Here is a 25,218-nt window from a genome sequence, read left to right as displayed (position 1 = left end):
AGCAAAATATGTTACATCGATGAACTGTTTAATACTCAATCGTTATTTGACAAAAATACGCCACTTCAAACTGAAATATGGCTTCCGAACGTTGGATTTTTTCATTGACCGGCGGTTCAATCGTTTCATTTTTCGCCCAAATCATCAAAACTCTTAATTTTGATCTTCCAAGCCAAAACCCAGAAAACATTCTAGAGTTGCATCACGGCACTTATTACCTAGGCTTTGAGCCGGTGGCTGACTGACATTATCTTTCATACCCCGGTGCAACTCGCCGCATGAAAGCATAGGGTTCGATCAAACGAGAAACATTGCGAGTCGCCCGTGTCGATTGATGTATTGCTGTTGGTTTTGCTGGGGGCATTGCTGCATGCCGGCTGGAATGCGCTGGTCAAATCCGGCGTGGACAAAGCACTGGACGCGAGCCTGATTGCCGCCGGCGCCGCGGCCTGTTGTATTCCGCTTCTGCCGTTTCTCCCGCTTCCCGGCACCGTAGCTCTGCCGTTTCTCGTCATCTCAGCGATATTGCAGTTCGCCTATTTCCGCCTGGTTGCGGCGGCCTATACGGTGGGTGATATCGGTCTGGTCTATCCCATCATGCGCGGTGTCGCTCCACTGATCGTCGCTGCCAGCAGCAATCTCTTTCTGGGCGAAACGCTGGGCCTTGCGGCTCTCGCGGGCATCGCAATCATCTCCGCTGGCATTATCACTCTCGCCTTCGAGGCGCGGCATGGCGGGCGTCACCCGATTTTGCTGGCGTTGATCAACGCAGTTGTTATCGCTGGCTACACATTTGTCGATGGGGTCGGCGCGCGGCTTTCATCAAGCCCGATTTCCTACACATTGTGGATGTCCCTTTTGCCGCCAATCCTGTTGTTTGGTTGGGCATTCCATCAGCGGGGATGGGAACCTGTCGTCAATCATGTGCGCGGCAACTGGTGGCGGGGACTGGCCGGTGGTGCGGGATCGATCCTGTCCTATGGTCTGGCGCTCTGGGCGATGACCAAAGCACCCGTCGCAGTGGTCGCGGCCCTGCGGGAAACGTCCATTCTCTTTGCCATCCTTATCTCCGTCGTCATCCTGAAAGAAAGGGCCAGTGTCTGGCGCTATATCGCAGGCGCAATCATCGCCTTGGGTGTTTTGACCATGAGACTGGGCTGAATCAGACGTTTTTATTGTGGTATCATAAAACCACATTACCAAGCTATTGATTTTAAAAGCCAATTTTTGCGACGCTAGAAAACAGTAACATTGACGGAATTTTCCGCACCGCCTATAAGCGCCGCAGACAGAATTTCCCTGGAAATACGGTCATTCCGGCTGCGCCTATGTGCTCAGCCTCAAGCAACAAAAAACGCCCGCATGCTCTGCTTGAGTGTGACGGGTCCTAGAGAAAGTTAAAAGAATGTCTACTTTCGTTCAGAAGCCTGCTGAGGTGGAGAAGAAGTGGGTCATCATCGACGCCGAAGGCCTCGTTGTTGGTCGCCTCGCCACTGTTGTTGCAACCCGCCTGCGCGGTAAGCACAAGGCAACGTACACACCGCACGTTGACGATGGCGATAACGTTATCATCATCAACGCTGAAAAGTGCGTTTTCACCGGCAAGAAGTATTCCGACAAGAAGTACTACTGGCACACTGGTTACCCAGGTGGCATCAAGGAACGTACCGTTCGCCAGATCATCGAAGGCCGCTTCCCGGAGCGCGTTCTCGAAAAGGCAATCGAGCGTATGATTCCCCGTGGTCCTCTTGGCCGTCGCCAGATGAAGAACCTCCGCGTTTACGCCGGTTCCAACCATCCGCATGAAGCACAGCAGCCAGTCGTTCTCGACGTGGCACAGCTGAACAGCAAGAACGTAAGGAGCGCCTGATAATGGCCGATCTTTCCTCCCTGAAAGACCTCGCCCCTGCATCGGAAGCTTCTGCTCCCGTGCACGTCCGCAAGGTTGACACTCTCGGCCGCTCCTACGCGACCGGCAAGCGCAAGAACGCCGTAGCCCGCGTATGGGTCAAGGCTGGTTCCGGCAAGATCATCATCAACGGTCGCGACTTCTCGGCATACTTCGCCCGTCCCGTCCTGCAGATGATCCTTCAGCAGCCGCTCGTTGCAGCAGCTCGCGCTGGCCAGTTCGACATCATCGCAACTGTTGCAGGCGGCGGTCTTTCCGGCCAGGCCGGTGCAGTTCGCCACGGTCTTTCCAAGGCCCTCACCTACTTCGAACCGGGCCTGCGCCCAGCTCTGAAGAAGGGTGGCTTCTTGACCCGCGACAGCCGTGTTGTTGAACGTAAGAAGTACGGTAAGGCCAAGGCTCGCCGTTCCTTCCAGTTCTCCAAGCGTTAATTCGCAACGGAATACGAATACGAATACGAAAAGGCGGGGCTTCGGCTCCGCCTTTTTTTGTTGTCTCATTCATCGAAAACCAGTCTCAGCTTAGCTAGGTGATGTCTCCGTGATCATCCGGCAGGTGCACCGCTACCATTGCAGGGGCCCCCGTTGCATTGTATATGCATGGCCTGCGTGCTGGGCGGCCTGCGAAAGCGGGCTGACAGATTGATTCAAGCGCTTTGCAAACTGATTCCGCATATTCCCTCAACCCATTGAAAGTTCAGGATAAGGACATGACAGCGAAAATCTTCATCGACGGCGAACACGGCACCACAGGCTTGCAGATCCGCACCCGCCTTGCCGACCGCCGCGATATCGAACTGCTGTCCATTCCCGAGGCAGAGCGTCGCAATGCAGCCATGCGGGAAGATATGCTCAACAATGCGGACATCTCGATCCTATGCCTGCCGGATGATGCCTCCAAGGAAGCCGTGACCATGGTGTCCGGCAACAATAAGGTCCGCATCATCGATACCTCGACGGCATATCGGGTTCATCAGGACTGGGCCTATGGCTTTGCCGAGATGGACAAGGCGCAGGCAGAGAAAGTGCGTTCCGCCCGGTTCGTTGCCAATCCTGGCTGCTATCCCACTGGTGCCATCGGCCTCATTCGCCCTTTGCGCGTGTCTGGCATTCTGCCGGATGGCTATCCGGTCAGCGTCAACGCTGTGTCCGGTTACACCGGCGGCGGCAAGCAGATGATTGCGCAAATGGAAGACCAGAGCCGCGACGACACTATCAGCGCCAATAATTTTCTCTACGGCCTGACCCTGAAGCACAAGCATGTGCCGGAAATGAAAATCCACGGCCAGCTCGACCGCTCGCCCCTTTTTTCGCCATCCGTCGGGCGGTTTCCGCAGGGCATGATCGTTCAGGTACCGCTGTTCCTCGCTGACCTGAAGGAGGGCACCAGTGTCGAGACCATCCACGCCGCTCTGGTCGCGCATTACGCCGGCCAGGACATCGTGCAGGTCGTGTCCCTTGAGGACAGCCGTTCGCTAAGTCGTATCGACGCCGAAGAACTGGTCAACCAGGACATAATGAAGCTCTTCGTGTTCGGCAGCGACGAACAGATCAATCTCGTTGCCGTGCTTGACAATCTCGGCAAGGGTGCATCGGGCGCTGCGGTCCAGAACATGGAACTCATGCTTTCGGCATGATTGAAAATCTGCCCGAAAGCATTCCAGTTGAACTTGCAAGGCGGTGGAGCATATCCTCCGCCTTTCTCATTGCTGACACCGCCAGCAGCGTCGTCTTTCGCGTAACGCTGGAGAGTGGCGCGACAGCGATCCTGAAATCTCTGAAGCCACGCGGCATGGGTGAACTGCCCGGCATGGCATTTCTGGATTGGCGAAACGGCGTAGGCGCGGTGCGCATGTTGGAACGAGAGGGAACCGTATGCCTGCTCGAAGACGCGGGCCACGTTACTCTTCGAGACTATCGCCTCATGAACGGCGAAGCAGCATCGAACACCGTCATCGCCGATGTCATACAGAGGCTACACTCACAGCAGCAGCGAGACATCCCGCAAGGCCTCACCCCACTCGACCAGCACTTCCAAGCACTCTTTGCACGGGTGAAGATCGAGCAAGACATTCGTCTCAAAGAACCGCTGCGCTTTTGTGCAGAGGTGGCAAGCATGCTTTTAGCCAACCAACAGAATATCCGGCCTCTACACGGAGACCTTCACCACGAAAACATCATCTCCGGCAGCGCACGCGGATGGCTCGCTATAGACCCGCAAGGACTACTCGGTGATACCGCCTATGATGTTGCGAATGTCTTTGGAAATCCGATCGGCGCTTTCCATGACATCGTTGATCCACAGAGGATCAGCGCCTTGAGAAACCAGTTCGCCCGGAAGCTCGACTGTTCGGAAGAAAAAATCCTGAACTACGCCATTGCGCATGCAGGCCTGTCGATTTGCTGGTCGCTGGAGGATGGGATACCGCTCGATGAGAGCAAAAACGCTCGCGAGCGTCTCGCTTTCATCAACGTCGCCAGATCGCTATCTTAGGTTCCAGTCGAAGGCGGTCTCATTTCGGCTCACGATTTTCAGTTCTTTGCGATTGCCTTCACGTCCACAGGATACTCCCCCACAAATCCGCGCCAGTGGGCAATCGCGAATGCCAGGACCAGCAGCGCCATGCCTTGGTGTGCCAACGCGACATGGATATCGACGTGCATCAGCAGCGTGGTGATGCCGAGCCCGGCCTGAATGCAGACCAGCACGAAGAACAGCACGGAGCGGCGAGCATGTGGGCTATTCGGCAATGTGCGGCAAAGGTAGACCATGTTCCACAGCGTTGCAGCAAACAGCACGTAGGCACCGAGGCGGTGGATGAATTGGACGGTCTTCGGGTTTTCGAAGACGTTGATCCACCAAGGATTTTGAATGAAGAGGTCGCCGGGAACAAGCGAGCCATCCATTAACGGCCATGTATTGTAGGAAAGCCCGGCATTCAGGCCTGCGACCAGTGCGCCGAGATAAATCTGGAAAAGACAGAGACACGCCAACAAGGCGGCGAAACCCCTGCCCTGCCGTTCGTTCGACGCCTGCGGGGAATGAAGCGAAAGGCCGCGCAAAATCCACATGCATCCCGCAAAGATCAGGCAGGCGATGGTTAGATGGGTGGCGAGGCGATATTGCGAAACATCCGTGCGGTTGACGAGGCCTGATGACACCATCCACCAGCCGACGAAGCCCTGAAAACCACCCAGCGCCAGCAGGCCCACCAGCGGCAGCTTCAGGCGCTTTTCGATCCGGCCCGTCAGCCAGAAATAGGCCAGCGGCAGCGCGAAGATCAGGCCGATTGCGCGGGCCAGCAGGCGATGCGCCCATTCCCACCAGAAGATGGTTTTGAACTCGCCCAGCGACATGCCCTTGTTGATTTCCTGATATTGCGGAATGCGCTTGTAAAGCTGGAATTCCTCTTCCCACTCGGCCACGGAAAGCGGCGGAATGGCACCGTGGATGGGCTTCCATTCGGTGATGGAAAGTCCTGATTCCGTCAGGCGCGTGGCGCCCCCGACGAGTACGAGACAGAACAGCGTGAACAGAACGACCCGCAACCAGATACGCAGAAGACGACGGTCTTTTTCTCTGCTCTTCAGCGCTCGCTGTTCGACAGAGGTTTCAGCGTTGGCCACCGTGTTCGCCTGCATTCTTGACACTCCACAAGTCTTTTCGATGGTTTGCAACAACGCACCGTGCAAAACAAGCCCTCATACCCGTCCGCGCCGCCAATAAGCTTTGCGGCATTGGGTCGCGGCTGTATAAGCGTCGAGAGTTTCAAGGGAGCGAAAAACGGCATGCCACAGCGCCTCAGATCATTTATTGGCACCATCATCATCATAGCGCTGGTGGTCGCCTATGCGGTGATCGCGACGAGCTTTGCATCGGCAATGCTGGCGACGCAGCCGTGGTGGGTACATCTCGGCTATTTCGTGGTTTCGGGCGTGCTGTGGATTTTACCGGCCATGCTCATCATCAAATGGATGGCTGGTCCCAAACAGCTGAAGTGATTCTCAAGCCGTCGCGGACTCGCCAGTATCCGGCGAACCCATGATGACGACTTCGGCATATCCGAGAGCTTTCAGCTGATCGAGTGTCGCCTCGACCAATGGACTGTCCGCACCCGGTCGTGAAACCACGATTTCGGCGTCGACATATTTCAGCAGTTTCGTAACGCCATCGACATCCGCAGCACCGAACTCGAGAAGCACGGTGTCATAGGTATCGGCCAGAGCGTGCAGAACCATCGTCAACCGCTCGATGACACGGACGGTGTGCTGTGGCTGAGCATTGCCGTGCGGCACGATGTGGGCATTGGACAGCCGGTCGTGATGAATCGTTTCCCCAAAAGCGGTTTCACCAAAAAGAAGATCGGAAACGCCGGGAAGCCCCGGCTCCTGCGACATCAGCCGGGTCGGACAGCCGGATGCAGTCATATCCACCAGAACGACGGAACGACCGAGTTCGGCGATGGATCTCGCCAGCATGACGCTTGCCGTCGAGCCATCGTCACCGCTTGGTGAAAACAAGCCGACAGTGGGCTTTGCGCCGCGCATGGACAGGAAATCCGCCGCACCGTTGACCGAAACGGTAAAGCACTCCTGCGTGGCATCATCGAAATCATCGGCATGGGGGGCGTTTTTGGTCACGAGATTTCTCTGTTTCAAAGGGCGACGTCACCCGCCGCATTGACCGAGACAATAGGAGTTTCCGGTAACGCAAGCGTTAAAGCCGCGCGCTTCGCGCTCCTAAATCCTATTAAAGCAACAGGGAAAATTCTTTTCTTTACCCGGCATTAACCATACGCACCCGATAACTGCGTGAAGAAATTCTCTGGAGCATGATTGCGGATGACATTCGCTGCCCCACGCCTGATACCCGCACTTGTCGTAGCTTTGGCCGCGATGCTCGCAGGCTGTTCAGCGTACAAACCGGCACCACGCGCTTTTAACGAAGCAGCCCTCGCGCCCTATCGGCTGGATAGCGGCGATCGGTTGCGGGTGAATGTGTTCGACCAGACCAATCTGACAAACACTTACACTGTGGATCAGGCAGGCTATGTCGCCTTCCCGCTCGTCGGTCAGATTTCAGCGCGCGGCAAGACCGTCTCTCAGCTCGAATCGGGAATCGCACAAAAGCTTCGGCAGGGCTTCCTCAAGAACCCTGACGTGACGATCGAGATCGATCGCTATCGTCCCGTCTTCGTCATGGGCGAAGTCGGCAGGCCTGGCCAGTATTCCTATGTTCCGGGCATGACCGCGCAGAATGCGATTGCCGTTGCAGGTGGCTTCACCTCCCGCGCCAATCAGAGCGATGTGGATATCACCCGCAAGATCAATGCCAATGTCATGACTGGCAGAATCATCATATCCGGCCCCGTCATTGCCGGTGACACGATCTATGTTCGTGAACGCTTCTTCTAGGTCGTCTTCATCCTGCCCATCGGCACCGGCCTCTCAATCCAAAAGGATTTGACATCTCAGTTTGCGGCCCTGGAAACGACGTTGCCACCGAAGCGACCGTTTCCAAAAGGCTCACAGTTGCGGGTAAACAGGTATTGCGTATCCCGCGCCCTATTTTCGCGAATGACCCCAAAAACGGCCATAGCGCGCCAAAACAACGATTGTTAGTTTTAGAAAACGCATATATACACCGAATGATGGTACAAAAACCGGCACTAAAGGCCCTATACTCTAAGCGTTTCTTAGTGAGTTTTTTGTACTCTCCCGCCATTCGAGACTGCGGAAAGACGGTATGAGCAAGGCTGGAGGAGACAGCACCCCGATCGACCTGGATGCCTTGCGCAAGAAACTTGCCCGCAATGCAGACGGCGGCAGCGCAAAACAGCGCGAACCGGTTACGCTCAACCCGCTGGCGCTACAGGTGGCAAACCAGCTGCGCGCCACAAGCCATTCACCCAACATCGTCATAGGCCAGCTTAGGCTGTTCGATTTCGTTATCCTCACGGTTATCGGTATTCTCATCAACGCGCTGGAGGCACCGGAAGCGTTCGGCTCTCGCGTAGCGCTGATTGCAATCTGTGTGTGGAACGGCGTGTTCTGCTCGATTCTGCTGCAAACCGCGGATGCCTACCAGCTCCCACTGCTGCGGCGCGCCATGCAGACCATGCCACGCATTCAGGCCTCGCTTTTGGCATCGTTTGCTCTGACCATCCTGCTCACCGCCGCTCTTCTGCCTGCCGAACACTACTCGTGGCAGATGCTGGGGCTATGGTATGGTGCAAGTGCGGTGTTTCTGCTGGTGGAGCGCATCATTGTCGGCCTGATGATTCGCCACTGGGGCAGAAACGGTGTGATGGAACGCCGCGCCGTTATCGTCGGAGGTGGTCAGGCGGCGAAGGATCTCATCCGTTCGCTGGAAAACCATGACAACGACATCCGAATCTGTGGCATATTTGATGATCGCAAAAGCGCACGCTCGCCTGATGTCGTGGCTGGCTACCCCAAACTCGGTACTTTCGCGGAACTGGTGGAGTTTGCCCGCCTGACGAAGCTCGACATGCTCATCATCTCCATTCCCATGAGCGCGGAAGCACGCATACTGGAGCTCATTCGCCAGCTCTGGGTGCTGCCGGTCGATATTCGGATTGCTGCCCACGCCAACAAGCTTCGCTTTCGTCCGCGATCCTATTCGCACATCGGCACCGTGCCGATGCTCGATGTCATGGACAAACCCCTGCGCGACTGGGACTCGGTTGCCAAGCGCGCATTCGACGTCATATTCAGCATCGTGTGCATCGCCATCCTTTGGCCTCTCATGCTGGGCGCCGCCATCGCAGTAAAGTCCACCTCGAAGGGGCCGATTCTGTTCAAACAGAAGCGGCACGGCTTCAACAACGAGACGATAAACGTTTGGAAGTTCCGCTCCATGTTTACGGAGATGAGCGATCCCACCGCAAAAAAAGCCGTGACCAAGAACGACCCACGCGTCACGCCCGTCGGCAGGTTCCTTCGCAAATCATCCATCGATGAGCTGCCGCAATTGTTCAACGTGCTCGCTGGCGACCTTTCGCTTGTCGGCCCTCGCCCGCATGCCGTGCACGCGCAGACCGGCGATCTCAAATACACCGAGGTCGTGGAGCATTATTTTGCACGTCATAAGGTTAAACCTGGCGTGACCGGCTGGGCGCAAATCAACGGTTGGCGCGGCGAAATCGACCACGGTGACAAGATCAAGAACCGCACCGCACACGATCTATACTACATCGAGAACTGGTCTCTCTGGCTCGATCTTAAAATTCTCGTCCTGACGCCCATTCGACTTCTGAAATCCGAGAACGCTTATTGAGCCGTTACGGAACCTCTTTTAATTTCATGCGTTTGCGCCCTGCAAAATTGTTGCACAGGGGTATTACATGACGCGGACAAACAATCTTTATCTCATCATCGGCGCGCTGATTATTGCAGTGGCTGGACTTGGCATCTACGTCTGGCACGAAGAGAGCAAGCCCAAGGGCATCGAAATGAACATCGGGCCCAACGGCGTTTCCGTCCAGGAAAATTGATCGCCACCAGCTTCGCGCAGGTTGAAGAACCTAGACCGGTTTGTGTCAGTTTTTTAACACGACAAAAACCGGTCTTTTCATGAGAAGAGGCTTTGAGAATGCTCACTTCAAGGAAGTGATGGCTGTGTCGCAGATGCATGCGGCAGGCTGAAAATCAGGAAATAGTCAGTGATGGCTTCGGGACTCGTATCGTATGTACAGCTTCTGTCCACCGAACTCGCACTCAAGGCCATAGAGCAGCAACAGGAGCGTTCCGTCGCTCTGCTGCCCACAGAGATCGATCAGCCATATGACTCCACCGCAGCAAGCGCTGTGGACGAAGCTGCGCCAGTGTCTTCGGCACCCCTTATCTCCCTCGTCCCCGAGACGCCGGAAGCTGACGACGACATTACCGGCGCACCATTCATGCGCAGCCTCAAAGCGTGGATCGGCGAGCTATCGGCAGATCATGCAAGCGTCAACCAAGGCAATGCCATGGCACAGTCTCTGACATCAGGAACCTTGAAAATCCACGACCCAGTAGAAGGCGTCGCCATCACGGCCTGGGATGTGTCTGGCGAGCGCCCGCACACCATTCAGCGCGACGAAATCAATGCAGTGGGCTGGAGCCAGTTCCTGAAACAACGCGTGAAGCGCGGCGAAGCTGGTTACGCCAAAGATGCAGACGGCAACTACATGGATGTGATTTCGGGACAGAGCGCTTACTTCGGCGCGGTGGGCAGCAAGTTCTATTATCTCACTTGGCCAAAGATGAACGCCGAGGTGTGACATCAAGAAATGGGAGACCCGCCGCTGTCCCACCCAGCATATGGCGGGTCTCTACCGTTTACCCCTCCAGTCAGGGCAACTGAAGAAAACCACGAGAACCGTAATATGGCAAGATCGTGGCAGCGATTTTGCATAATAATTATTCACGCCGCCTCATAAGGTGCAAATAGTCGTCGACACACGCAAAACGGCGCAGCTACTGGGACCTATCAACACCCTTCGCCGGTGTTTTTGAAGCAATCTCGATTTTCCACTTGCGCATGATCGGCCATCTATATAAACGCCTGTCCTGTGTCGGAGCGTAGCGCAGCCCGGTAGCGCACTTGACTGGGGGTCAAGGGGTCGTGGGTTCGAATCCCGCCGCTCCGACCAAATTAATCAGATAGTTAGCCAGCTCCCCCAGAGCTGGCTATATTTTTTTTAGCCACACTGTAGCCAGCCTCGCTCCTAGAACGGAAATTCCTCCGCTTCGACATCGACATTGAGACGCTCGACGAAGTTTCCTTCAGAGCTAACGATCTCGACAGCGAGCACGCCTTTAAGCTGGTATTTATCCTTTGGCTCTTCTGAGCCCTGAGAGTACTTCGACCAGACGGACTTTTTCCCCACGACGTTCAGCTGCGCCCACCCTCCAGGGGATAGTCTCGTGACCGGAGACTTAATAAAATGTCGTGTTTGGCTTGCTTTCTCAGTAGAATCATTCTGTGCACACGGCTCACCGTTCTGCATAAAAGTCCAACCCTTACGGGTGTGAAGGTATATGGCTTCGATCTCTGGTGTGCGACGCTGAGTGTGATTGTGTATATCGATCTTAAAGGTCACTTCCGCTGTAGCCGAGTAATTTGTTTTCGACAGATCGGCAGAAAGGCGCGCAAGTGATACATCGAATGTGGTGGAACGGCGGTTTTGCAATTCAGCTTTTTGCCACTCAATTTCGCCCTTAAGTAGCTCCTTGAGTTTGTTAATTTTTCCTTCGTAGACGAGATGTCTGTGATGTTTCAGATCAAAAGGAATATCATCTGTTCGTTGCGTTAAAAGCGTGCATGGCTTGCCCTTTGCGTGAGCATAGCCGATTTCATAAAAAACGTTCGGGTTCTTTCCAGTGAGATCCGCGATAATAAAGTCCGCGGCATCTATCTGCCTGTAGATTCGTTCGAGCATCGTTTCGCTGTATATTTGCTCGTCTACCCTTTCCGCAACGACCCCACATTCAACGGCCGCCGCTTGAATGCCAAACTTGTAGATGTCATCGAAATCGTTCGAGAAGGGCATAAGCACAAACGCAAAAGGCTTTATTGACATCGACCATCCTGATATATGGGGGCGCGCACACCGCGGCTCCATATCTCATCAGACAGTTGACAGTTGTAAAGCGTATTTTGTCTCACACGCATGGGCAAGCCAGCGAATTGGTGAATCTGTCGAGGCGCGTTTCGCTTCTGTAAGAAAAAGTCGGCGCGCGGCCCGAGGGTGCACGCCGACAAGTTTGCCAGCACTCATGGGCTGCGAGCTGGCGGGGAAACTTAAAATTCGCAAAGCTTGTCTACGAACTCTCCAAGCCTTTGTATCTTCAGAGCTCGTAAATGCAAAATTGCTTTGGTCTCCTCGGGTTGTTGATAACCACCCCCGACCCGCGCAGTGGTGGCGCGCGTGGTGCAGCTGGTGAGGCCTCTTGGGTCGGGGGTATCGGTGTTGGTGGAGAGCATGGCGAGATTCGAACTCGCATCATCCGTTACGGGTGCCGAGGGTAGAAGACCTGGCCCGATACATGCCCGAAACTTTTAAGAGTTGGCTTCCTCTATCGTGGCCACCAGATCCCGCATGATGGCCATGACTTCGAACGACTGGTAAAGAACCAATTGTTCTCCCGCGGTCACCCCGTCTGGAACAAACTTCATCAAGGCACCGACGTTCTTCTGCATGGCCTCAATCAAGCTATGAAGGATCTCAACGCGCTTCATGGCGTCGTGGACTAGGTCTTCGGCTTCGTTCATGACCGTGCCTCTGTTGCTGCTTGTATCTGCGGAAGGATGGCGTCAGTGACCATATGAGCAAGCCAGTTGGCGGTGGTCGCGAACCTACGGCCCTTTCGCGATAAGATGACGCAATCGTCGCTGTAGCGGACTACTTCGAAAATCAGACTGTCGACAACGAGCATCGTGCCGACCGGGTAGCGTTTGGCCTTCCTTATCATGCCCGCGCTCCCCTCCAATCCCGCTCGAACTCATCAGCACGAAACTTGACTAGCGCATCCAGCGCACCGGCAACGGCTGGCACTTCATCGCTATAGATGCCGTGCGGGCATTCGATCATCAGGATTGCATGTCGAAGCTTACCGGCAATGTCGGCCTCACAGGTCACAGGTGCATTGATGATTGCCTCAGATACGATCCAGTGCGCCGACGTTATGTGATCCATGGCTTCGTCCGGCATTTCACCAACGCGCTCACCGATGGTGTGGAGCTCAACGAAAAGGCGGGTCATGCGGCTGATGAAGCTTTCTTCGGGCATGCCTTCGGCGCGCGCCGGTAATGTGTTATTTACCATGCTGTGAGTTCCCGTTTGACGTGTAGCGAATTTCGATATACATAGCGATAAACGACATAATTAACCAAAGCAAGCGAAAATCGCTAGGGCTAGCGATTATTTTCGGAAGTGGTAGTTTTAGACATGCTGACATCATCGCAATGCCGCGCAGCCAGAGCGCTTTTGGACTGGTCGCAACAAAAACTCGCCGATCAGTCGAGAATTGGAAACGCAACGATTCGTAATTTCGAAAGCGGAAAGTCGGTTCCGCAGAACGCCACCGTCGAGATGCTTCAACAATGCTTTGAACAAGCCGGCGTAAAGTTTATAGACGACAATCAGACATCTGCCGCAGGTGGCCCAGGCGTTCGTCTTACCTTATCACCGAAGCCTGAGGTCCCCGGCCCAGAAACCGTGCAGTATCCAGAGAACATGGAGCCAGATGCGTCGACGGGCGCCGGCGGTTGACGACAGGTTGACCTGCCGATAGCTTAAACAGGCGGCCACCATCCGCATCACCACATTGAGGAGCTTTAAAGAGCTTTCGGCACTCGTGCCGGCGGCATGTCTCAATGTGGGGAATGTATCGTGCCTCTGAAACTCTACAAACGCAAAGACAGCCCCTCCTGGTGGATTAGTGGCACCGTGCGTGGCATCAGCGTCCGCAAGTCCACCAAAACAACTGATAAGAAGGTTGCTGACACGGTGCGTATCGTGCTCGAGCAGCAGCTTCTTGAAGAATCGATCTTTGGCAGGCGACATACGGTAACGTTCGACCAGGCTGCGGAAACCTATCTTGCCTCTGGCGGATCAGATCGCTTTTTGAAGGTGGTGCGCGACGCACTTGGGAAGATCGAGCTTCGCAATATCAATCAAGCTGCCCTTGATGAGGCCGCGCGCAAGATCTACCCGACAGCGGCCGCTAAAACGGTAAACCGGCAGATCTACACCCCATTCATCGCAGTATGGAATTACGCCGCGCAGAATGATTGGGCGACGGTGAGAAAATGGCGAAGGCCCTCAGAGCGCCGATCAACTTCGTCAGGGCCACGCAAGAGGCGTATCGGTAGCGCTCCGGTCACCTACGAACACGCAGCCGCATTCGTCGCCGGCTTCCCACCAGCTCCCGCGATGGTTCTCACGGCGCTGTTTTATACAGGCATGCGTCCTATTGAATTGCTGTCCCTTTGCGCGACGGATGTCGACGTGCAAGGCCGGTGGATTGTCTTGAGATCGTCAAAGACAGGCGAGCCGCGTGGTGTGCCGATGCACGAAATTTTGGTACCATTGTTCACATCTTTGCTAGAGCGAGGAGACCACGCGCCACAAGTTTTCAGGACGTTCAGAGGGAAGCCATATCGCGTGTCAGGTAATCACGGCGGCCAGCTGAGTTCCAGCATAGACACCGCTCGTCGCGAGACTAGCGTACGCGACATCAGCGCATATACTGCTAGGCACTCGGTCTCCACCCAGTTGGTAATCAATGGCGTCCACGCGCACATCAAAGACCAGATCCTCGGCCATGCAGTCGACAGCATGTCGCGCCGCTATACCAGCGTGCCGCAGGCTCCGCTGATTAAGGCAATCAACACGCTGCCCGTTCCGGATGCTTGGCGTGGGCTGTGGTGGTGGTGCGATCCGCTTAAGGCGTCACAAGTTCAATCCATCAGGGGTAGGAGAGCTTGAACGACGCCCTCAACAAGTTACCGATATTCGCGTCTGACAAGGAGATCGCCCTTGCCATTGTCGGCAGAACCGTGGCCGACGAATGGATTAAACACATATTGCCAAAACTCGAAGCTAGAGGCTTTCCGCTGATTGATTCATTGCATGGCAGGCGACCGGTGCCACTCGTTAAGAAATACTACGACCAGTATCTTGGTGTCAGCACGAGTTACATTCAAAGTGGTCCAACTCCTGAAGAGGACAAGACGTTATGGACTACAAGCCGGCGAAGTCGTCGGCTCAAGAGCAAAGCATAATATGACGAGTTCGGAAGGACCAAGCGTTTCAGAAGTTGCTGATGACGTGGTCTACTTCCTCGAGCGGCAAGCCGACGGGAAATATGACATAGACGCTGAACACTCGTTGTCCGATTTGGGAGGCAGTGTTCCCGGCTTTGGAGACCACATTGCGCTGACCATCCACAATATTGGATCTTCGTTTATGGAGGTCGTTGGGCGGTATTTCGTGCGGCACATCGATGAAGGATCAAACAAGGAATGGCTGGTTTGGTTCGTCGTAGTTGAGCCAGTCAAACTGCCGGAGGCGGATGATTTGTTCGACCTCATTTCAGACACCTACAACAGGTTCGCGAAAACGCGACCGGCGCTCAGACGCGAACGGATGCCGCTGCTGGACTCTCCTGCGGTCGACGGAAATCAAAGCTATTTTAAACGGTGGGAAGAACAGGATGATGAGCGCAAAAAGCGCGGGCCGGTGCATAGGCTCGACAAGCCGCAGATGCGGGCGCTTCGCTTTCTCGCGGGTCATCCTGACATTACGACGGTCGATCTCATCCCTCAATGCGGAGAGAAGACTATGGAAGCGCTTGCAAACGTCGGCTGTACGCGACCTGGAGGCAAGGATCATCGCGGCCGTCAAGAGTGGCATATCACCGGTGAAGGCCGTGCAGAGATCGAGCGAGACGATATTTATCAGAATTGGGTCTTTGAGTGAGTTGCGTGACCTATGAGGGCGTTTTCGCCTGCCCGTCAGGAATTATCAACCAGAACAACTGCACTAGATCCCGCCACGTTCTGGAGAGGTCAGCCATGGTTTCGGTGACTTGGCCGTAAACATAGATCGCAAACAGGGTCAGGCATAACAATACCAGCCACGGCCACAATTTCTTTTTCCTGCTTAGCCTGCGCTGGCCGTCTGTTTGATCCGTCAAAGGTGTTTCTCCCGCACGCTCAGAATATGAAGAAAAAACAAAACGAGACAATCAAAAAGATGTCGCCTTGACTCCCGGATCAACAAGAACATAATAGGAACATCGATCAGCGATGCGGCCTCCGGTGATCGAAAATTGGATCAACGAGGAGATCAAAGCATGCGCCCAAAACCCGACGAGGCCGACGTAGCCGATTACATTTTGGACTGCCACAACGGCAACGCAACCGCCGCAATCAAGGCCATGCAAGATGAGATTGAGCACTTACAGCACCAGCTGAGTCTCGCAGTTAGAGCCATGGGCAAGGGCTACACGCGGGGGTGGGTTCCGAGTGAGGAGCGTGATGCCGTCTGAGGGAGCAATGCTTCTCTCGGACTACGGCGGCGAACCTGTCGGCGTAATCTGCGAGAAGTGCCAAACGCTGAAATTTCTAAACGTCGCGGAGCTCATGCTAGAGTTTGGCGATTTGCCGATGCCAACATTGCTGCATCATATCTCGCAAAGCGTGCTCACATGCGAAAAGACGATGGTCGGGTTTTCCGATCGTTGCGGAATTGCTTACTACAAGCGGGCAAGCCCGATTGATCAGCTGGCAAAGCCAGCTTCGAGCGCGAAAGTCTCCGAGCTACGGCCTTGGGAGGTCGTTGTCGTCAAATGCAGGTTCTGTGGCCATGTGTCCAACATTCCTCAATGGCGGATGAGGAATGTCGATAAGGACAAGTCTCTGGATCAACTCGGATCGCAGATGCGTTGTCAGAAGTGCCGCAAAAGAGGCGAGGTGAAAATCACTGTCGCAAAGATGCCGAGGTGACGCATGTGCAATCTGTATCAAGTCAAGACCAATCAGGAAGCCATGCGCGACATCGCTGGCACGATGAATGAGCGGCTCAACCTTCAGCCAGACGTCGAGGTCTACCCTGACAGGGGTGCGCCTGTCGTCCGCAACAAGGACGGCGAGCGCGAACTGGTAGAATTGACATGGGGCATGCCTACGCCTCCAAACATTCTCGGCGGTAAGCCAGATACCGGCGTTACAAACATCCGCAATGTCGCGTCGCCTCATTGGCGCAAGTGGCTGAAAGTCGAGAACCGCTGTGTCGTGCCGTGGACTCGGTTCTGCGAATGGGAAGACACCAAACCGCGCAAGACAAAGCGCTGGTTCGCTATCGATGATGCAGAACCCCTCGCCTTCTTCGCTGGCATATGGACGGGTTGGAACGGTACGCGAGGCTCGATGAAAAACCCACGCGATGGACAACACGAGTTGTTCGCCTTCCTGACGACCGACCCGAATGACGTGGTAAAGCCGATCCACCCCAAAGCTATGCCGGTCGTACTGACCACCGCGGAAGAGGTCGACGTGTGGATGGGCGCGCCATGGGACGAAGCAAAAGAGCTTCAGCGACCATTGCCGGCGGAGAAACTGATCCTGCTTCCGGTGGAGGAGCCGAGACAGGAAAACGCTGATCTGTTTGGTTAGGAGGCAGTCATGAAAATCTGGCCGCATATTTTAGAGCATCATGGCGTATATGCGCGGCATGAACTCTGCGACGGTTTCTTTTTGGATCCGATGAAGAAACTCCACGAGGATATGGACACCAGCCTTGTCTCTGAAGTCGACCATGATTCCGACCTGACCGCATACACTGCGTATATTGCAGATGAAATTTCCGACGACGAGGATGACGCGCCCACCGGCGCGGTGATGGAAATACTCTTCAGTAAACGCAAAAAACTAGCTGCACTTCGCTACGATAACCCGAGCCTTTCCGGCGCGTTTATCGAGTGGGTGTCATGCGATTCTCCCGAGAAAGCATTGGTCGAGTGGCGCAAAAAGGTCGTAGCCAAATACACGGTGATCAGAGGCGACATAAGCCAAATCGTTATTCAAAGAAGCGCGCTGTGACGCAAGGAACGCCGCAAATGGCAAACGAAGAAAAGCTGCAACGCCTCAGGGATTACAAGGGCGAAAAGATCGACATGGCGTGTCACAGGTGCGAGCGATACGGCATCTATGAGCGCAAGTCACTTCTGAAAAAGTTCGGGGCATCCGTGCAATTTGTCAGCCTAAGACGTGTGCTAGCGATCGGGTGCGATAGCGCGGGCACAGCAAAGTGCGAGGCTCACTTCCCTTGCTTGCTATCTGCAAGTCTGACGCCCGAGCAACAATAAGGACTGACCACGATGAGCGACCTGACAAGCAAGACCGGCGACGGCGTCATCGACACCCACTATTGTTGCATACCCTCCTGTCCAAAGTGGGGTGGGTTTGGATTCGCCCGCAGCAAGGCAGAGCCCTCAGGTGGTGTGCGGAGCATTATCCAAAAAAGGGCATCAACCCAAACATTAGATGATCGCTTTCACCAAACGTTCTAAGGGTAGGGAACCCATCAACTCACTTTTCGCAAAGCCACAAAATCCTGTTCATTGATTGATTGAAAACGGACTCAGGCAAAACACCAAGCTGTTGTACATTCTTGAAAATTCCGCTCTCAAAGAAACCAGAATAGTCTTCTTGTTTACCGTTAGGATGCCCTTCGAATACCACATATCTGTCAACGGCTTCTTCAGCGATCTTCAGGAGATTTGAAGGTCGCTTCAAGTGATCATGGATGGAAAACATGAATGCTGTATCGTACCTAGTTTCGCCTGCAAGTTCGTCGTCATCAATATTGAATTGTCTGAATTGCACCTGCGGGTAGCGACCATCGAACATCGCAAATCTGGAGGCGAAATCTACCATTTTGCGAGATATCTCAAGACCAACACACTTTGATGCCCCAAGGCGGTGCGCAAACAGTGAGCTCATCCCAATGTTGCTCGCGACATCTAGGACTGACGCACCTTTTAAAATTCCATCTGGCAGCAGTTTTAGGCGCGCTAAAGCATCGTTCCTACGGCCTTTGATAACTTCCTCACCATTCAGAAAAACGCTCTGGTAAGGCATATCTCGGAAGCCAGTGCCGTAAAACTCAGTAGATCTAGAAAATATAAGTGTGGCGAGATCGGGTGGCAAAATCTCAACGCTTGCCGGCTTCTGCAACGCTGCTAACATCGCGGTGCGGTGATTGCCGTCTATAACGAAAGGGTCCGATGTATTTAGGATCCGCGTTATTGTTGGACGCTGAACATTACGTGTGGTTCGACAATGTTCGAAATGAGCTCGGAAGTCTTTGACTCTGGCATTGATACGCTCTTCGCTTGAGGCCTCGCCCCAGCTAGCGGCTAGATAGTCTCTATAGTATTGTTCACCCTCGCCTCTGCCCTGATCCAAAGAAATAGATCTAGCGAAAGAAAAGTGCGGAGTATCCAAAACCCGAATATCCGTGCGACCAAAGCGATCGTAGAAAAATTTGGCAGTCGATGATTTGAATTGATAAAATCGAAGCTGCTCTAGCTCGCCAAATTCCATCTTTGCAATTTTTCGCAAAGCGAAGCGCCGAATAATTCTTTTTAGTCCAGCCGTTTCTCTGCCAACTTTCATACCACAACCTTTTTAGATTTTTTCTTCCTTGTACGGGCCAAACTCACCGATAAGGAAAAGCCGAAATAAGGCTCTCAACGACTTCATCTGATGGCACTATTGGTCGGAATTCATCAGAACTGAAATCCAGAGGTCCTCTCAATATCTGTTCAAAGTCAAATGGCCCTGCCAAGCGTTGACCTCTCTGCTGCTCGTAGTCTCGGTACTTGAAACCATCCCCCTTGATTTCCTTGATAGGATTGACCCGACAGGATGGCACACCGTAAGCATCAGCAACTATGAGACCATGCAGGCTACTTGTGATAACGAATTCGCTCGCAGCAATTTGTTCGCATACATGCTTAGGATCGCTCCGGAGGTCAACGATTTTCCAATGTTTTGGCAGTTGATTTTGATAGTGCGATGAAAAGCTTTCATATGACGCAAAATGGGGAATAACCAGTACTTCACGTTCTTTTACTGTCGGTCCGACCCAAATTTTTGGCAAAAGAATTGCTGGGTCACCGAGTGCAATCTTGTCTCCATCAGGAACGCGCGCGGCAGAAAGCGGGCCGCGGACTGCGTGATATCGAAGTTTCTGGGGCCACAGGTCAATTGAATGAGAAGACATGAATCCGCTCCCCCATACTGAAAGCGTCCGCCAAGGCCGCTTCTGCCAAAATTTGGCGTGCCCATTTCGTCGGCGACGCCAATATGAGTCAATGATGCTACCTACGCCTATGAGGTCCGCTTTTGAATGATGCACGTATCGTACCTGGACGTTGAACAATTCAGGCAACATAAAATGCATTAAGTTATCGCCAAAATTTTCTGCAGTAGAGCCAAACTCACCTTTCACCGCGGCTGAGTATACATTGATCTTTCTCACAAACGACCTCCCCTGCAACTACAAAGAACATGAGGAAATTCAAATACAATATTAGCCGTTGAAGTCTAGTGAAATGTGACAGTTTTGCGTCACTAATTTCAACCTGGACGGTGTGTAGCGCCTGCCGCAACCGCTCGAGGTTGGACAGTGCGTTTATTCAACTGGAAATCAACGTGCAGTGCCGATCAATCCTCTCCAGCCTTCGGGTTGGAGAGGCGGGATCGCCAAATCGCCCTTAAAACAAAAAAATCCCCGCCCACCTTTCGGCAAGCGGGGTTAGGTCAGGACGATCTAGTCGGCCTCGGCTTTGAAGCCTGATTTTCAACAATTCGATCCACGCGGACAGTCATGTGATCGACTGCAGCCTTCACGCCGCTGATGGCATCCATGATCTGCTCTGTCGTCTCGCGCATACCAGCCTTTGTGATGTAGGTCTCGGCGACGTGTAGCCGGTGTGAGGCAAGCTCGTCGCGCGCGAGGGCTGCCAGAGCATGCGCTGCCGACGCTGTGCCGGTTGCATCAGTTCTGGCTGAACTGATCTTTGCATCCACATACTTCCAGAGACCAAAGAAGAAGCCGAACAGCGCGATGAAGAACAACGCGACGGCCATGATTTCTGGGCCGGTCAAGGCTTCACCCCGCAAAGCTTCTGCAGCTTTTCGTTCTCGGCCAATATCTGACGCTTGGTTTCGATAGATAGGCTGTCCTCAACAGATGGCCGCACCGCCTTTGCGATGTCGCAGTAGCTACCGCTTGTCGCGCATCCACTTGCCAAGAGCATCATCAACGCCAGCGTCATCCAGATTTTTGACTTCATTTTCGACTTCCCCAGCCCGCTTGATGGCCTTTGCATTCGCTGCGGCCAGTGCATCCCTTGCCGCCGAACTGCCTGTCCGCTGGCCGTAAAAAAAGACGCCCGCGAGAATCGCGAGCGCTGTGCCGATGGTGGCTAGGTAGCCCTTGAGTTTGGCGAGGAAGATCATGTGTCCTCCCCATGCACGATGGAGACAAATCGCTCGCCGCAGGCTTGTGCTTGGTTTCTTGTGCGCCAGAATGGTCTTTCCGGGTCGCCTACAGCGCGCCCATCAACCTCAGCGTAGAACGCGCCCCATTCGGTAGTTTCGCCAGACGGCAATCGTTTCACTTCGATAGTATGTTTCAAACCTTCACCTCCTTGCCGCGCCAGCTATTCCAGCGGCGGATAACGACGTCTCGGTTGCGGTAGGCCACGTAGCCGACGACTGCGACAAGCACGCCGGCGGTGATCCAGCCCCATGGAAGGCCAGCGGTGAATGCCAGCAGTCCAGAACCAGCCGCCGAGCTTGCGCCCTTCGTGACCATGTCCTTGGCTGCACCTGCGTCACGACGAAGCTGCGCAATCGTGGCGGGACCGATGATGCCGTCCGCGATGAGGTGCGGGTGTGCCTTTTGGTATGCAATCACAGCCGCTTTGGTCTTTGCGCCCATCCAGCCATCCACCGCACCGGGATTGAGGCCAGCTGTCGTGAGCAGTTCCTGCGCTTCCTTGACGACTGGATCCGGTAATACTGGCGGCTCGGCGGTCACTTCCTTGGTCACACCACCTACGCCCGTATAGGTGCCCTTCTCGAACAGAAGTGCCTCTTCTCTGCGGCGACGAACCAGTCCCGGCAGCTTCTTGCCTTTGGCGGTATTGTAGTTGCTGGCGAGATGCGCGGCTGCCGCTTTGGTCTTGCCTTTGCGCCAGAGGTCGGCCCAAGTCCACTTCATCGCACCAACGCCGAGGTTGAACGTCACGGACGATGCAGCATCGAGCTCGTGCTGTTTTCGGTCAGTCGGCGAGCCTGCGACGACAGCAGGCACGTATTCGGCGCCAAGGACAGCATCTAGAATGTCGTCGCTCTGCGCGGCCGTTATCTTGGTCTTACCTGGCACCAGCTTCGTGATGCCGATCTTGGCCAGTTCGCGACGAACGGAATCGCTGCCCGTTGTGAAGCCCGTCCCGATCGTCGGGATGCCGACAGGGTCGAGATAGCAAGTTAGTGGATTGCCCTCATGCAGGCGCATGAAAGCCCTCCCCTGTGTGGAGATTTTGGTAATTGGCATTTAGCCCTCAATTTTTAGGGGTTGGTTGGCCACTCAATGGCCGGAAGTGCCGCTAGAAACTCTTCAACGGTTGGCGCATCGCCCCCGGCCTCGACGGCGGCGAGCTGGGCGAACATCGAGGCCAGCGCCGCATCACGCCAAGCAAGATAAGCGGCAGCTTCACCAGCCCAGACTGGGTTGGTGCTGCCGGTGTAAGTGGCAATCGTGAGTCGATTGTCGTAACCCTTTGAATGCGCCACGGCGTCAAGGTGATTGTCGAAAGCAGCCTTGTAATCATCTAGCGTTACTGGAACCGCCTCAATCACATCCACCCATGTCGGCAAACCATTCACCATCTGTACTGAAGACGACACAACGCGATAGCCGCTTGGAACTGGATCGGCGGGCTGGATCGTGTGCAGTTCATAGCCACGCAGTGCCCAGCCGTCATAGGCTGGCGAGACACGCGAACCGTCAGGCAAATCGACCCAACTGCCCTCTGCAAACTGCCCGACGATTTCAAGGCGATTGAGAACCGCGTTATTTTTGAGAAGAGCGAGCATTTAGGTGATCTCCAAAAGGGTGCCACGCCCTAGAATTCCGGAACCAGCGACTAGCCCAAAGGTTACGGAAGCGCCATTGACATAGGAAGCGGAAGGTAAATCGTAGACCGCGCTCATGAAATATGTTGATGCAGCGGTCGCCCGGAAAGAAAAACCGGTCGGCGGTGTTGGTGATGTGCCTGGGTCTCTATCATGCCCTACGGCTATAATTCGCCTTGATAGTGCAGACTTCGTGAAGCCCGGAACCGACACAGACGAAGCCGTTGATCCAGCTGTGGATTTTTTGGAAACGAGGGTGCCGCCTCTGTAAACAGCAACGTAGAACGCCCCAAAATTCGGTATGGCAATTGTAGGGGGTGATGATATATCGCCAGAAACAATGACCTTGTAAGCGAAACTACTTGTTCCCGGAGAAGTAGGGACGGGATCACCCGCAATAGCAGTCCATCCCGATATAGCTATCGCGCTATCGCCAACGGCAATCACAACTGCCAAATCGCCTACTTGCGTACCAGAGGGCCAAGTTATTGAGCCAGAGGCACTGTAGAGCGCAGTAATACCGACGAACTCAGATGCAAGTCCTATCTTCATAAACGGAGGGGGACAAAAGAACGCGACCATTATTGCAACGCCTGTACTATGAGCAGCGAGCCGCCGCTTCCGATTGAGCAATGGAGACGGAATTTGTTGCCGCTTGTGGTGGTGAAAGCGTCACCGGCGACTTTCGTCCAACCAGTGACAGTGATTGCGCCTGCCGAGGCGCCGTTGGTAATGTCGAGCATGAACGAACCAGTATTTGTTCCGGGCGCCAGTGTGTGAGCGCCATTGTTCGTATAGTGCTGCAACGGTCGGTCGCCTGTATCCAGTGTCAGAGTTCCTGTCGAGATCGTGCCGAGGTCTTTCGATGTGACACGAGCGCCGCCTGTAAGCGTTTGGTCTTCGACATTCAGCAACGCGGCTGGGCTGGCGATGATAGCCTGCCTGACGCGCAACGAAGACCAGCTCGATATCGCCGTATCGGCCCCGGCCTCCGCCAACGCCTGAGAAATCAAGGCAGGTGACAGGTTGAAGGTCACGCCATTGATGCGGGCAAAAATGCCTGTCGTTTGCGTCCACACATCACCATTGGCGAGCGTTGTTGGCGCTACACCGTGCGGCATATTCCACATTGCAGTGGCGGTGGTCGAAGCCGGGACGGTAATCTCTCCCGTGAAGGCTTGCCCAGCAACGTTTGCCTTTGCATTCAGCGCGGTTTGCTGCGCCGTGGATACGGGCTTACTGGCGTCCGATGTGTTATCGACATTCCCAAGCCCGACGTCTCCTTTGGCGAGAACAACTGCGCCGCCTTGACCATTTACGCTGGAAACCGTGTTAACCTGCGCACCCGCTGCGATCCCAGAAAGCTTGTTTGCCTCTGCTGTTGTGTAGCCTTGATAGCCGGTCGTGTATGTTATCGCCAACGTACCTGAGGACGTAACTGGGCTATTGGCAATCGAGAAGCCAGCCGGGACTGACACACCTACACTTGTAACCGTACCCGCACCCGCGCCGTCGGTGCCTTTATTGCCAGCTTGGGTGAACAGGAAGTTCAGGTCGACGTTGTTGGCGATTGCCGTCAAACCAGACTGGCCGGACACTGCGACTTTGACATAGTTCGTCGCATCAGTGACGCCGGTAACATTGAAGCTGACCGTTTGGCCGTCCGTCACGCGCTGAAGGATCAGCGTTCCCTTGACCGCATTGTCCGCAACAGCCATTGCCAGCAGGAACGTCGCCATTGCCGATCCGGCCAGCGAGGTCTTAGAGACGTATAACAGCGTTGCGCTACCCAACGCTGCATTGTTCGCGCGAATGAATCCATTGCCAGGGTTTGCGTCCGTGGTGGTCGTTGACCAGCGATAAGGGAATCCACTTGTCCGAGCAGCAGGAATGCCGAATGCAATACTCACACCATCAGTCGTCGGCGTTACGGTTGCGGTCGGGGTTGCACCGGCAGCGAGTTGCGAAGCTGTTGCTGCGATTGTTGGGGTTGCACCAGGAGGACCAGAGGAGCCAGTCACATAAGCGGCAGCAGACCAGTCAGCAGCCGTGGCGGTCTTCTTGCTGTAGATCGCAGACCGACCATCGCCGACATTCGAGACAAGGACGCGAAAGTTTGCGGGGTAACTGTCGTAGGTAGCGCGCGCGGCAAGCGTATCCACCTGAACGTCATAGTCCGCGCCGTTGACTAGGGATTCGAGTGACACAGTTGTTGCTGTGTTCGCGCTCGTGAACAACAGCAGAGAATTAGCGACCGGCACAACGCCGGAGATCGCGGCCAAGGCCGAGCTATTCAGCCTTGCGATGTACTCGACAATCTTTTGCATCAGGCCAACCGTCTGCTGCCCGTTGGTCGTGTCGTATGTGATCCAGTATGCCTTGCCGGAAGCGGTTGCTCCCGGCCATGGCTTTGCAAGGGTAATTTGCGTGTCGCTATCGACAGACAGCACAGGCACCGACAGTCCATCGACGCCAAACATGCCAGCGACAAGCCCTGCGGTCTGCCAGCCTGTCCCTGCGCCTGTCACCATAGCGTTGCCAGCGGTCACTGATACCGTGCCCGTTACATAGGGTGTGGTCATGTT

General features: G+C 54.7%; 30 protein-coding genes and 2 tRNA genes. 19 read left to right on the top strand and 13 right to left on the bottom strand.

From position 1 onward, the window contains the following. The first annotated feature begins 77 nt into the window (after positions 1 to 77). The 6 genes from HRR99_RS05960 to HRR99_RS05935 all read left to right on the top strand — a co-directional run bounded on the left by HRR99_RS05960 (position 78) and on the right by HRR99_RS05935 (position 4,402). A complete protein-coding gene (locus HRR99_RS05960) occupies positions 78 to 245 on the top strand; it encodes a hypothetical protein (protein WP_233123114.1) in 168 nt (55 codons plus the stop codon). Positions 246 to 324: 79 nt separating this feature from the next. After that, the gene (locus HRR99_RS05955; RefSeq protein ID WP_233123113.1) at positions 325 to 1,161 is read left to right on the top strand and encodes an EamA family transporter; all 837 of its coding nucleotides are present in this window, start codon (positions 325 to 327) and stop codon (positions 1,159 to 1,161) included. A 244-nt stretch (positions 1,162 to 1,405) separates the two neighbouring features. Beyond that, positions 1,406 to 1,870, top strand: coding sequence for a 50S ribosomal protein L13 (gene rplM / locus HRR99_RS05950; protein WP_111838964.1), 465 nt, complete (start codon positions 1,406 to 1,408; stop codon positions 1,868 to 1,870). Positions 1,871 to 1,872: 2 nt separating this feature from the next. Further along, positions 1,873 to 2,340: a 30S ribosomal protein S9 gene (gene rpsI, locus HRR99_RS05945; protein WP_111838963.1), complete on the top strand. Its 468-nt coding sequence runs from the start codon at positions 1,873 to 1,875 to the stop codon at positions 2,338 to 2,340. A gap of 278 nt (positions 2,341 to 2,618) precedes the next feature. Next, positions 2,619 to 3,545, top strand: coding sequence for an N-acetyl-gamma-glutamyl-phosphate reductase (gene argC / locus HRR99_RS05940; protein ID WP_233123112.1), 927 nt, complete (start codon positions 2,619 to 2,621; stop codon positions 3,543 to 3,545). After that, positions 3,542 to 4,402: an aminoglycoside phosphotransferase family protein gene (locus HRR99_RS05935; protein ID WP_233123111.1), complete on the top strand. Its 861-nt coding sequence runs from the start codon at positions 3,542 to 3,544 to the stop codon at positions 4,400 to 4,402. Before argC ends, HRR99_RS05935 begins: the two co-directional genes overlap by 4 nt. A gap of 38 nt (positions 4,403 to 4,440) precedes the next feature. On the opposite strand, the gene HRR99_RS05930 is transcribed toward HRR99_RS05935, so the two are convergent. Next, positions 4,441 to 5,535, bottom strand: coding sequence for a COX15/CtaA family protein (locus HRR99_RS05930; protein ID WP_422387308.1), 1,095 nt, complete (start codon positions 5,533 to 5,535; stop codon positions 4,441 to 4,443). Between the two features lie 162 nt (positions 5,536 to 5,697). Here HRR99_RS05930 and HRR99_RS05925 point away from each other — a divergent pair, with 162 nt between their 5' ends. Next, positions 5,698 to 5,910: a DUF2842 domain-containing protein gene (locus HRR99_RS05925; RefSeq protein ID WP_233123109.1), complete on the top strand. Its 213-nt coding sequence runs from the start codon at positions 5,698 to 5,700 to the stop codon at positions 5,908 to 5,910. A gap of 3 nt (positions 5,911 to 5,913) precedes the next feature. Here HRR99_RS05925 and HRR99_RS05920 read toward each other — a convergent pair whose 3' ends face one another. After that, complete coding sequence (locus HRR99_RS05920; RefSeq protein WP_233123108.1) at positions 5,914 to 6,549, bottom strand: tyrosine-protein kinase family protein; 636 nt, start codon at positions 6,547 to 6,549, stop codon at positions 5,914 to 5,916. Between the two features lie 201 nt (positions 6,550 to 6,750). Between HRR99_RS05920 and HRR99_RS05915 the strand changes: the two genes are divergently transcribed. From HRR99_RS05915 to HRR99_RS05895, 5 genes are all read left to right on the top strand, one after another. Next, the gene (locus HRR99_RS05915) at positions 6,751 to 7,323 is read left to right on the top strand and encodes a polysaccharide biosynthesis/export family protein (RefSeq protein WP_111838957.1); all 573 of its coding nucleotides are present in this window, start codon (positions 6,751 to 6,753) and stop codon (positions 7,321 to 7,323) included. A gap of 331 nt (positions 7,324 to 7,654) precedes the next feature. Further along, a complete protein-coding gene (locus tag HRR99_RS05910; RefSeq protein ID WP_233123107.1) occupies positions 7,655 to 9,208 on the top strand; it encodes an undecaprenyl-phosphate glucose phosphotransferase in 1,554 nt (517 codons plus the stop codon). 67 nt (positions 9,209 to 9,275) lie between these two features. Then, on the top strand, positions 9,276 to 9,425 hold the full coding sequence (locus tag HRR99_RS05905) for a hypothetical protein (protein ID WP_111838955.1): 150 nt from the start codon (positions 9,276 to 9,278) through the stop codon (positions 9,423 to 9,425). 171 nt (positions 9,426 to 9,596) lie between these two features. Continuing rightward, positions 9,597 to 10,193, top strand: coding sequence for a hypothetical protein (locus tag HRR99_RS05900; protein WP_233123106.1), 597 nt, complete (start codon positions 9,597 to 9,599; stop codon positions 10,191 to 10,193). A 295-nt stretch (positions 10,194 to 10,488) separates the two neighbouring features. Further along, positions 10,489 to 10,565 (top strand) — tRNA-Pro (locus HRR99_RS05895). 75 nt (positions 10,566 to 10,640) lie between these two features. On the opposite strand, the gene HRR99_RS05890 is transcribed toward HRR99_RS05895, so the two are convergent. The 4 genes from HRR99_RS05890 to HRR99_RS05875 form a co-directional block, all read right to left on the bottom strand. Continuing rightward, a complete protein-coding gene (locus HRR99_RS05890) occupies positions 10,641 to 11,495 on the bottom strand; it encodes a nucleoside 2-deoxyribosyltransferase (protein ID WP_233123105.1) in 855 nt (284 codons plus the stop codon). Between the two features lie 394 nt (positions 11,496 to 11,889). Beyond that, positions 11,890 to 11,967: transfer RNA gene (locus HRR99_RS05885), tRNA-OTHER, on the bottom strand. Between the two features lie 7 nt (positions 11,968 to 11,974). Continuing rightward, positions 11,975 to 12,187, bottom strand: coding sequence for a hypothetical protein (locus tag HRR99_RS05880; protein ID WP_233123104.1), 213 nt, complete (start codon positions 12,185 to 12,187; stop codon positions 11,975 to 11,977). Between the two features lie 196 nt (positions 12,188 to 12,383). After that, positions 12,384 to 12,740 (bottom strand): hypothetical protein, encoded by a 357-nt coding sequence (locus HRR99_RS05875; protein ID WP_233123103.1) that lies wholly within the window; start codon positions 12,738 to 12,740, stop codon positions 12,384 to 12,386. A 123-nt stretch (positions 12,741 to 12,863) separates the two neighbouring features. On the opposite strand from HRR99_RS05875, the gene HRR99_RS05870 reads away from it, so the two are divergent. The 7 genes from HRR99_RS05870 (at position 12,864) to HRR99_RS05840 (ending at position 17,521) form a co-directional block, all read left to right on the top strand. Further along, positions 12,864 to 13,187, top strand: a complete 324-nt coding sequence (locus HRR99_RS05870; protein WP_233123102.1) for a helix-turn-helix domain-containing protein — start codon at positions 12,864 to 12,866, stop codon at positions 13,185 to 13,187. 120 nt (positions 13,188 to 13,307) lie between these two features. After that, entirely contained in the window at positions 13,308 to 14,405 is a 1,098-nt protein-coding gene (locus HRR99_RS05865) for a tyrosine-type recombinase/integrase (protein ID WP_233123101.1), read from the top strand. Further along, positions 14,402 to 14,701 (top strand): hypothetical protein, encoded by a 300-nt coding sequence (locus HRR99_RS05860; RefSeq protein ID WP_233123100.1) that lies wholly within the window; start codon positions 14,402 to 14,404, stop codon positions 14,699 to 14,701. The genes HRR99_RS05865 and HRR99_RS05860 overlap by 4 nt, the downstream gene beginning before the upstream one ends. Before the next feature lies 1 nt (position 14,702). Then, the gene (locus HRR99_RS05855; protein WP_233123099.1) at positions 14,703 to 15,398 is read left to right on the top strand and encodes a hypothetical protein; all 696 of its coding nucleotides are present in this window, start codon (positions 14,703 to 14,705) and stop codon (positions 15,396 to 15,398) included. Positions 15,399 to 15,774: 376 nt separating this feature from the next. Continuing rightward, positions 15,775 to 15,969: a hypothetical protein gene (locus HRR99_RS05850; protein WP_233123098.1), complete on the top strand. Its 195-nt coding sequence runs from the start codon at positions 15,775 to 15,777 to the stop codon at positions 15,967 to 15,969. 460 nt (positions 15,970 to 16,429) lie between these two features. Continuing rightward, the gene (locus tag HRR99_RS05845) at positions 16,430 to 17,095 is read left to right on the top strand and encodes an SOS response-associated peptidase (protein WP_233123097.1); all 666 of its coding nucleotides are present in this window, start codon (positions 16,430 to 16,432) and stop codon (positions 17,093 to 17,095) included. A gap of 9 nt (positions 17,096 to 17,104) precedes the next feature. Further along, a complete protein-coding gene (locus tag HRR99_RS05840; protein WP_233123096.1) occupies positions 17,105 to 17,521 on the top strand; it encodes a hypothetical protein in 417 nt (138 codons plus the stop codon). A 489-nt stretch (positions 17,522 to 18,010) separates the two neighbouring features. Here the strand turns inward: HRR99_RS05840 and HRR99_RS05835 are convergent, their stop codons facing one another. The 7 genes from HRR99_RS05835 to HRR99_RS05805 all read right to left on the bottom strand — a co-directional run bounded on the left by HRR99_RS05835 (position 18,011) and on the right by HRR99_RS05805 (position 25,215). Beyond that, entirely contained in the window at positions 18,011 to 19,099 is a 1,089-nt protein-coding gene (locus HRR99_RS05835) for a class I SAM-dependent methyltransferase (RefSeq protein WP_233123095.1), read from the bottom strand. Between the two features lie 43 nt (positions 19,100 to 19,142). Further along, entirely contained in the window at positions 19,143 to 19,967 is an 825-nt protein-coding gene (locus HRR99_RS05830) for a polysaccharide pyruvyl transferase family protein (RefSeq protein WP_233123094.1), read from the bottom strand. 281 nt (positions 19,968 to 20,248) lie between these two features. Next, positions 20,249 to 20,596, bottom strand: coding sequence for a hypothetical protein (locus tag HRR99_RS05825; protein WP_233123093.1), 348 nt, complete (start codon positions 20,594 to 20,596; stop codon positions 20,249 to 20,251). Between the two features lie 117 nt (positions 20,597 to 20,713). Then, entirely contained in the window at positions 20,714 to 20,950 is a 237-nt protein-coding gene (locus HRR99_RS05820) for a hypothetical protein (protein WP_233123092.1), read from the bottom strand. 175 nt (positions 20,951 to 21,125) lie between these two features. Continuing rightward, positions 21,126 to 22,052 carry a glycoside hydrolase family protein gene (locus HRR99_RS05815; RefSeq protein ID WP_233123091.1) on the bottom strand — a complete coding sequence of 309 codons (927 nt, stop codon included), beginning with the start codon at positions 22,050 to 22,052 and terminating at the stop codon, positions 21,126 to 21,128. 14 nt (positions 22,053 to 22,066) lie between these two features. Further along, entirely contained in the window at positions 22,067 to 22,594 is a 528-nt protein-coding gene (locus HRR99_RS05810; RefSeq protein WP_233123090.1) for a hypothetical protein, read from the bottom strand. A 620-nt stretch (positions 22,595 to 23,214) separates the two neighbouring features. Continuing rightward, entirely contained in the window at positions 23,215 to 25,215 is a 2,001-nt protein-coding gene (locus tag HRR99_RS05805; RefSeq protein WP_233123089.1) for a hypothetical protein, read from the bottom strand. Positions 25,216 to 25,218 lie beyond the last annotated feature (3 nt).

The organism is Agrobacterium vaccinii (assembly GCF_021310995.1).
GTDB classification, from domain to species: domain Bacteria; phylum Pseudomonadota; class Alphaproteobacteria; order Rhizobiales; family Rhizobiaceae; genus Agrobacterium; species Agrobacterium vaccinii.
The sequence above is the reverse complement of the archived record's forward strand: the minus strand, read 5'-3'. Positions and strand labels throughout refer to the sequence as shown.

What these genes read in the sequence shown, in the direction of transcription:
- HRR99_RS05845 (WP_233123097.1), top strand. Translation starts at nt 16,430, where the DNA reads ATGTGCAATCTGTATCAAGTCAAGACCAATCAGGAAGCCATGCGCGAC.
- rpsI (WP_111838963.1), top strand. Translation starts at nt 1,873, where the DNA reads ATGGCCGATCTTTCCTCCCTGAAAGACCTCGCCCCTGCATCGGAAGCT.
- HRR99_RS05850 (WP_233123098.1), top strand. Translation starts at nt 15,775, where the DNA reads ATGCGCCCAAAACCCGACGAGGCCGACGTAGCCGATTACATTTTGGAC.
- HRR99_RS05810 (WP_233123090.1), bottom strand. Translation starts at nt 22,594, where the DNA reads ATGCTCGCTCTTCTCAAAAATAACGCGGTTCTCAATCGCCTTGAAATC.
- HRR99_RS05815 (WP_233123091.1), bottom strand. Translation starts at nt 22,052, where the DNA reads ATGCCAATTACCAAAATCTCCACACAGGGGAGGGCTTTCATGCGCCTG.
- HRR99_RS05875 (WP_233123103.1), bottom strand. Translation starts at nt 12,740, where the DNA reads ATGGTAAATAACACATTACCGGCGCGCGCCGAAGGCATGCCCGAAGAA.
- HRR99_RS05855 (WP_233123099.1), top strand. Translation starts at nt 14,703, where the DNA reads ATGACGAGTTCGGAAGGACCAAGCGTTTCAGAAGTTGCTGATGACGTG.
- HRR99_RS05900 (WP_233123106.1), top strand. Translation starts at nt 9,597, where the DNA reads ATGGCTTCGGGACTCGTATCGTATGTACAGCTTCTGTCCACCGAACTC.
- HRR99_RS05925 (WP_233123109.1), top strand. Translation starts at nt 5,698, where the DNA reads ATGCCACAGCGCCTCAGATCATTTATTGGCACCATCATCATCATAGCG.
- HRR99_RS05870 (WP_233123102.1), top strand. Translation starts at nt 12,864, where the DNA reads ATGCTGACATCATCGCAATGCCGCGCAGCCAGAGCGCTTTTGGACTGG.
- HRR99_RS05840 (WP_233123096.1), top strand. Translation starts at nt 17,105, where the DNA reads ATGAAAATCTGGCCGCATATTTTAGAGCATCATGGCGTATATGCGCGG.
- HRR99_RS05960 (WP_233123114.1), top strand. Translation starts at nt 78, where the DNA reads ATGGCTTCCGAACGTTGGATTTTTTCATTGACCGGCGGTTCAATCGTT.
- rplM (WP_111838964.1), top strand. Translation starts at nt 1,406, where the DNA reads ATGTCTACTTTCGTTCAGAAGCCTGCTGAGGTGGAGAAGAAGTGGGTC.
- HRR99_RS05805 (WP_233123089.1), bottom strand. Translation starts at nt 25,215, where the DNA reads ATGACCACACCCTATGTAACGGGCACGGTATCAGTGACCGCTGGCAAC.
- HRR99_RS05890 (WP_233123105.1), bottom strand. Translation starts at nt 11,495, where the DNA reads ATGTCAATAAAGCCTTTTGCGTTTGTGCTTATGCCCTTCTCGAACGAT.
- HRR99_RS05905 (WP_111838955.1), top strand. Translation starts at nt 9,276, where the DNA reads ATGACGCGGACAAACAATCTTTATCTCATCATCGGCGCGCTGATTATT.
- argC (WP_233123112.1), top strand. Translation starts at nt 2,619, where the DNA reads ATGACAGCGAAAATCTTCATCGACGGCGAACACGGCACCACAGGCTTG.
- HRR99_RS05835 (WP_233123095.1), bottom strand. Translation starts at nt 19,099, where the DNA reads ATGAAAGTTGGCAGAGAAACGGCTGGACTAAAAAGAATTATTCGGCGC.
- HRR99_RS05820 (WP_233123092.1), bottom strand. Translation starts at nt 20,950, where the DNA reads ATGATCTTCCTCGCCAAACTCAAGGGCTACCTAGCCACCATCGGCACA.
- HRR99_RS05910 (WP_233123107.1), top strand. Translation starts at nt 7,655, where the DNA reads ATGAGCAAGGCTGGAGGAGACAGCACCCCGATCGACCTGGATGCCTTG.
- HRR99_RS05880 (WP_233123104.1), bottom strand. Translation starts at nt 12,187, where the DNA reads ATGAACGAAGCCGAAGACCTAGTCCACGACGCCATGAAGCGCGTTGAG.
- HRR99_RS05935 (WP_233123111.1), top strand. Translation starts at nt 3,542, where the DNA reads ATGATTGAAAATCTGCCCGAAAGCATTCCAGTTGAACTTGCAAGGCGG.
- HRR99_RS05915 (WP_111838957.1), top strand. Translation starts at nt 6,751, where the DNA reads ATGACATTCGCTGCCCCACGCCTGATACCCGCACTTGTCGTAGCTTTG.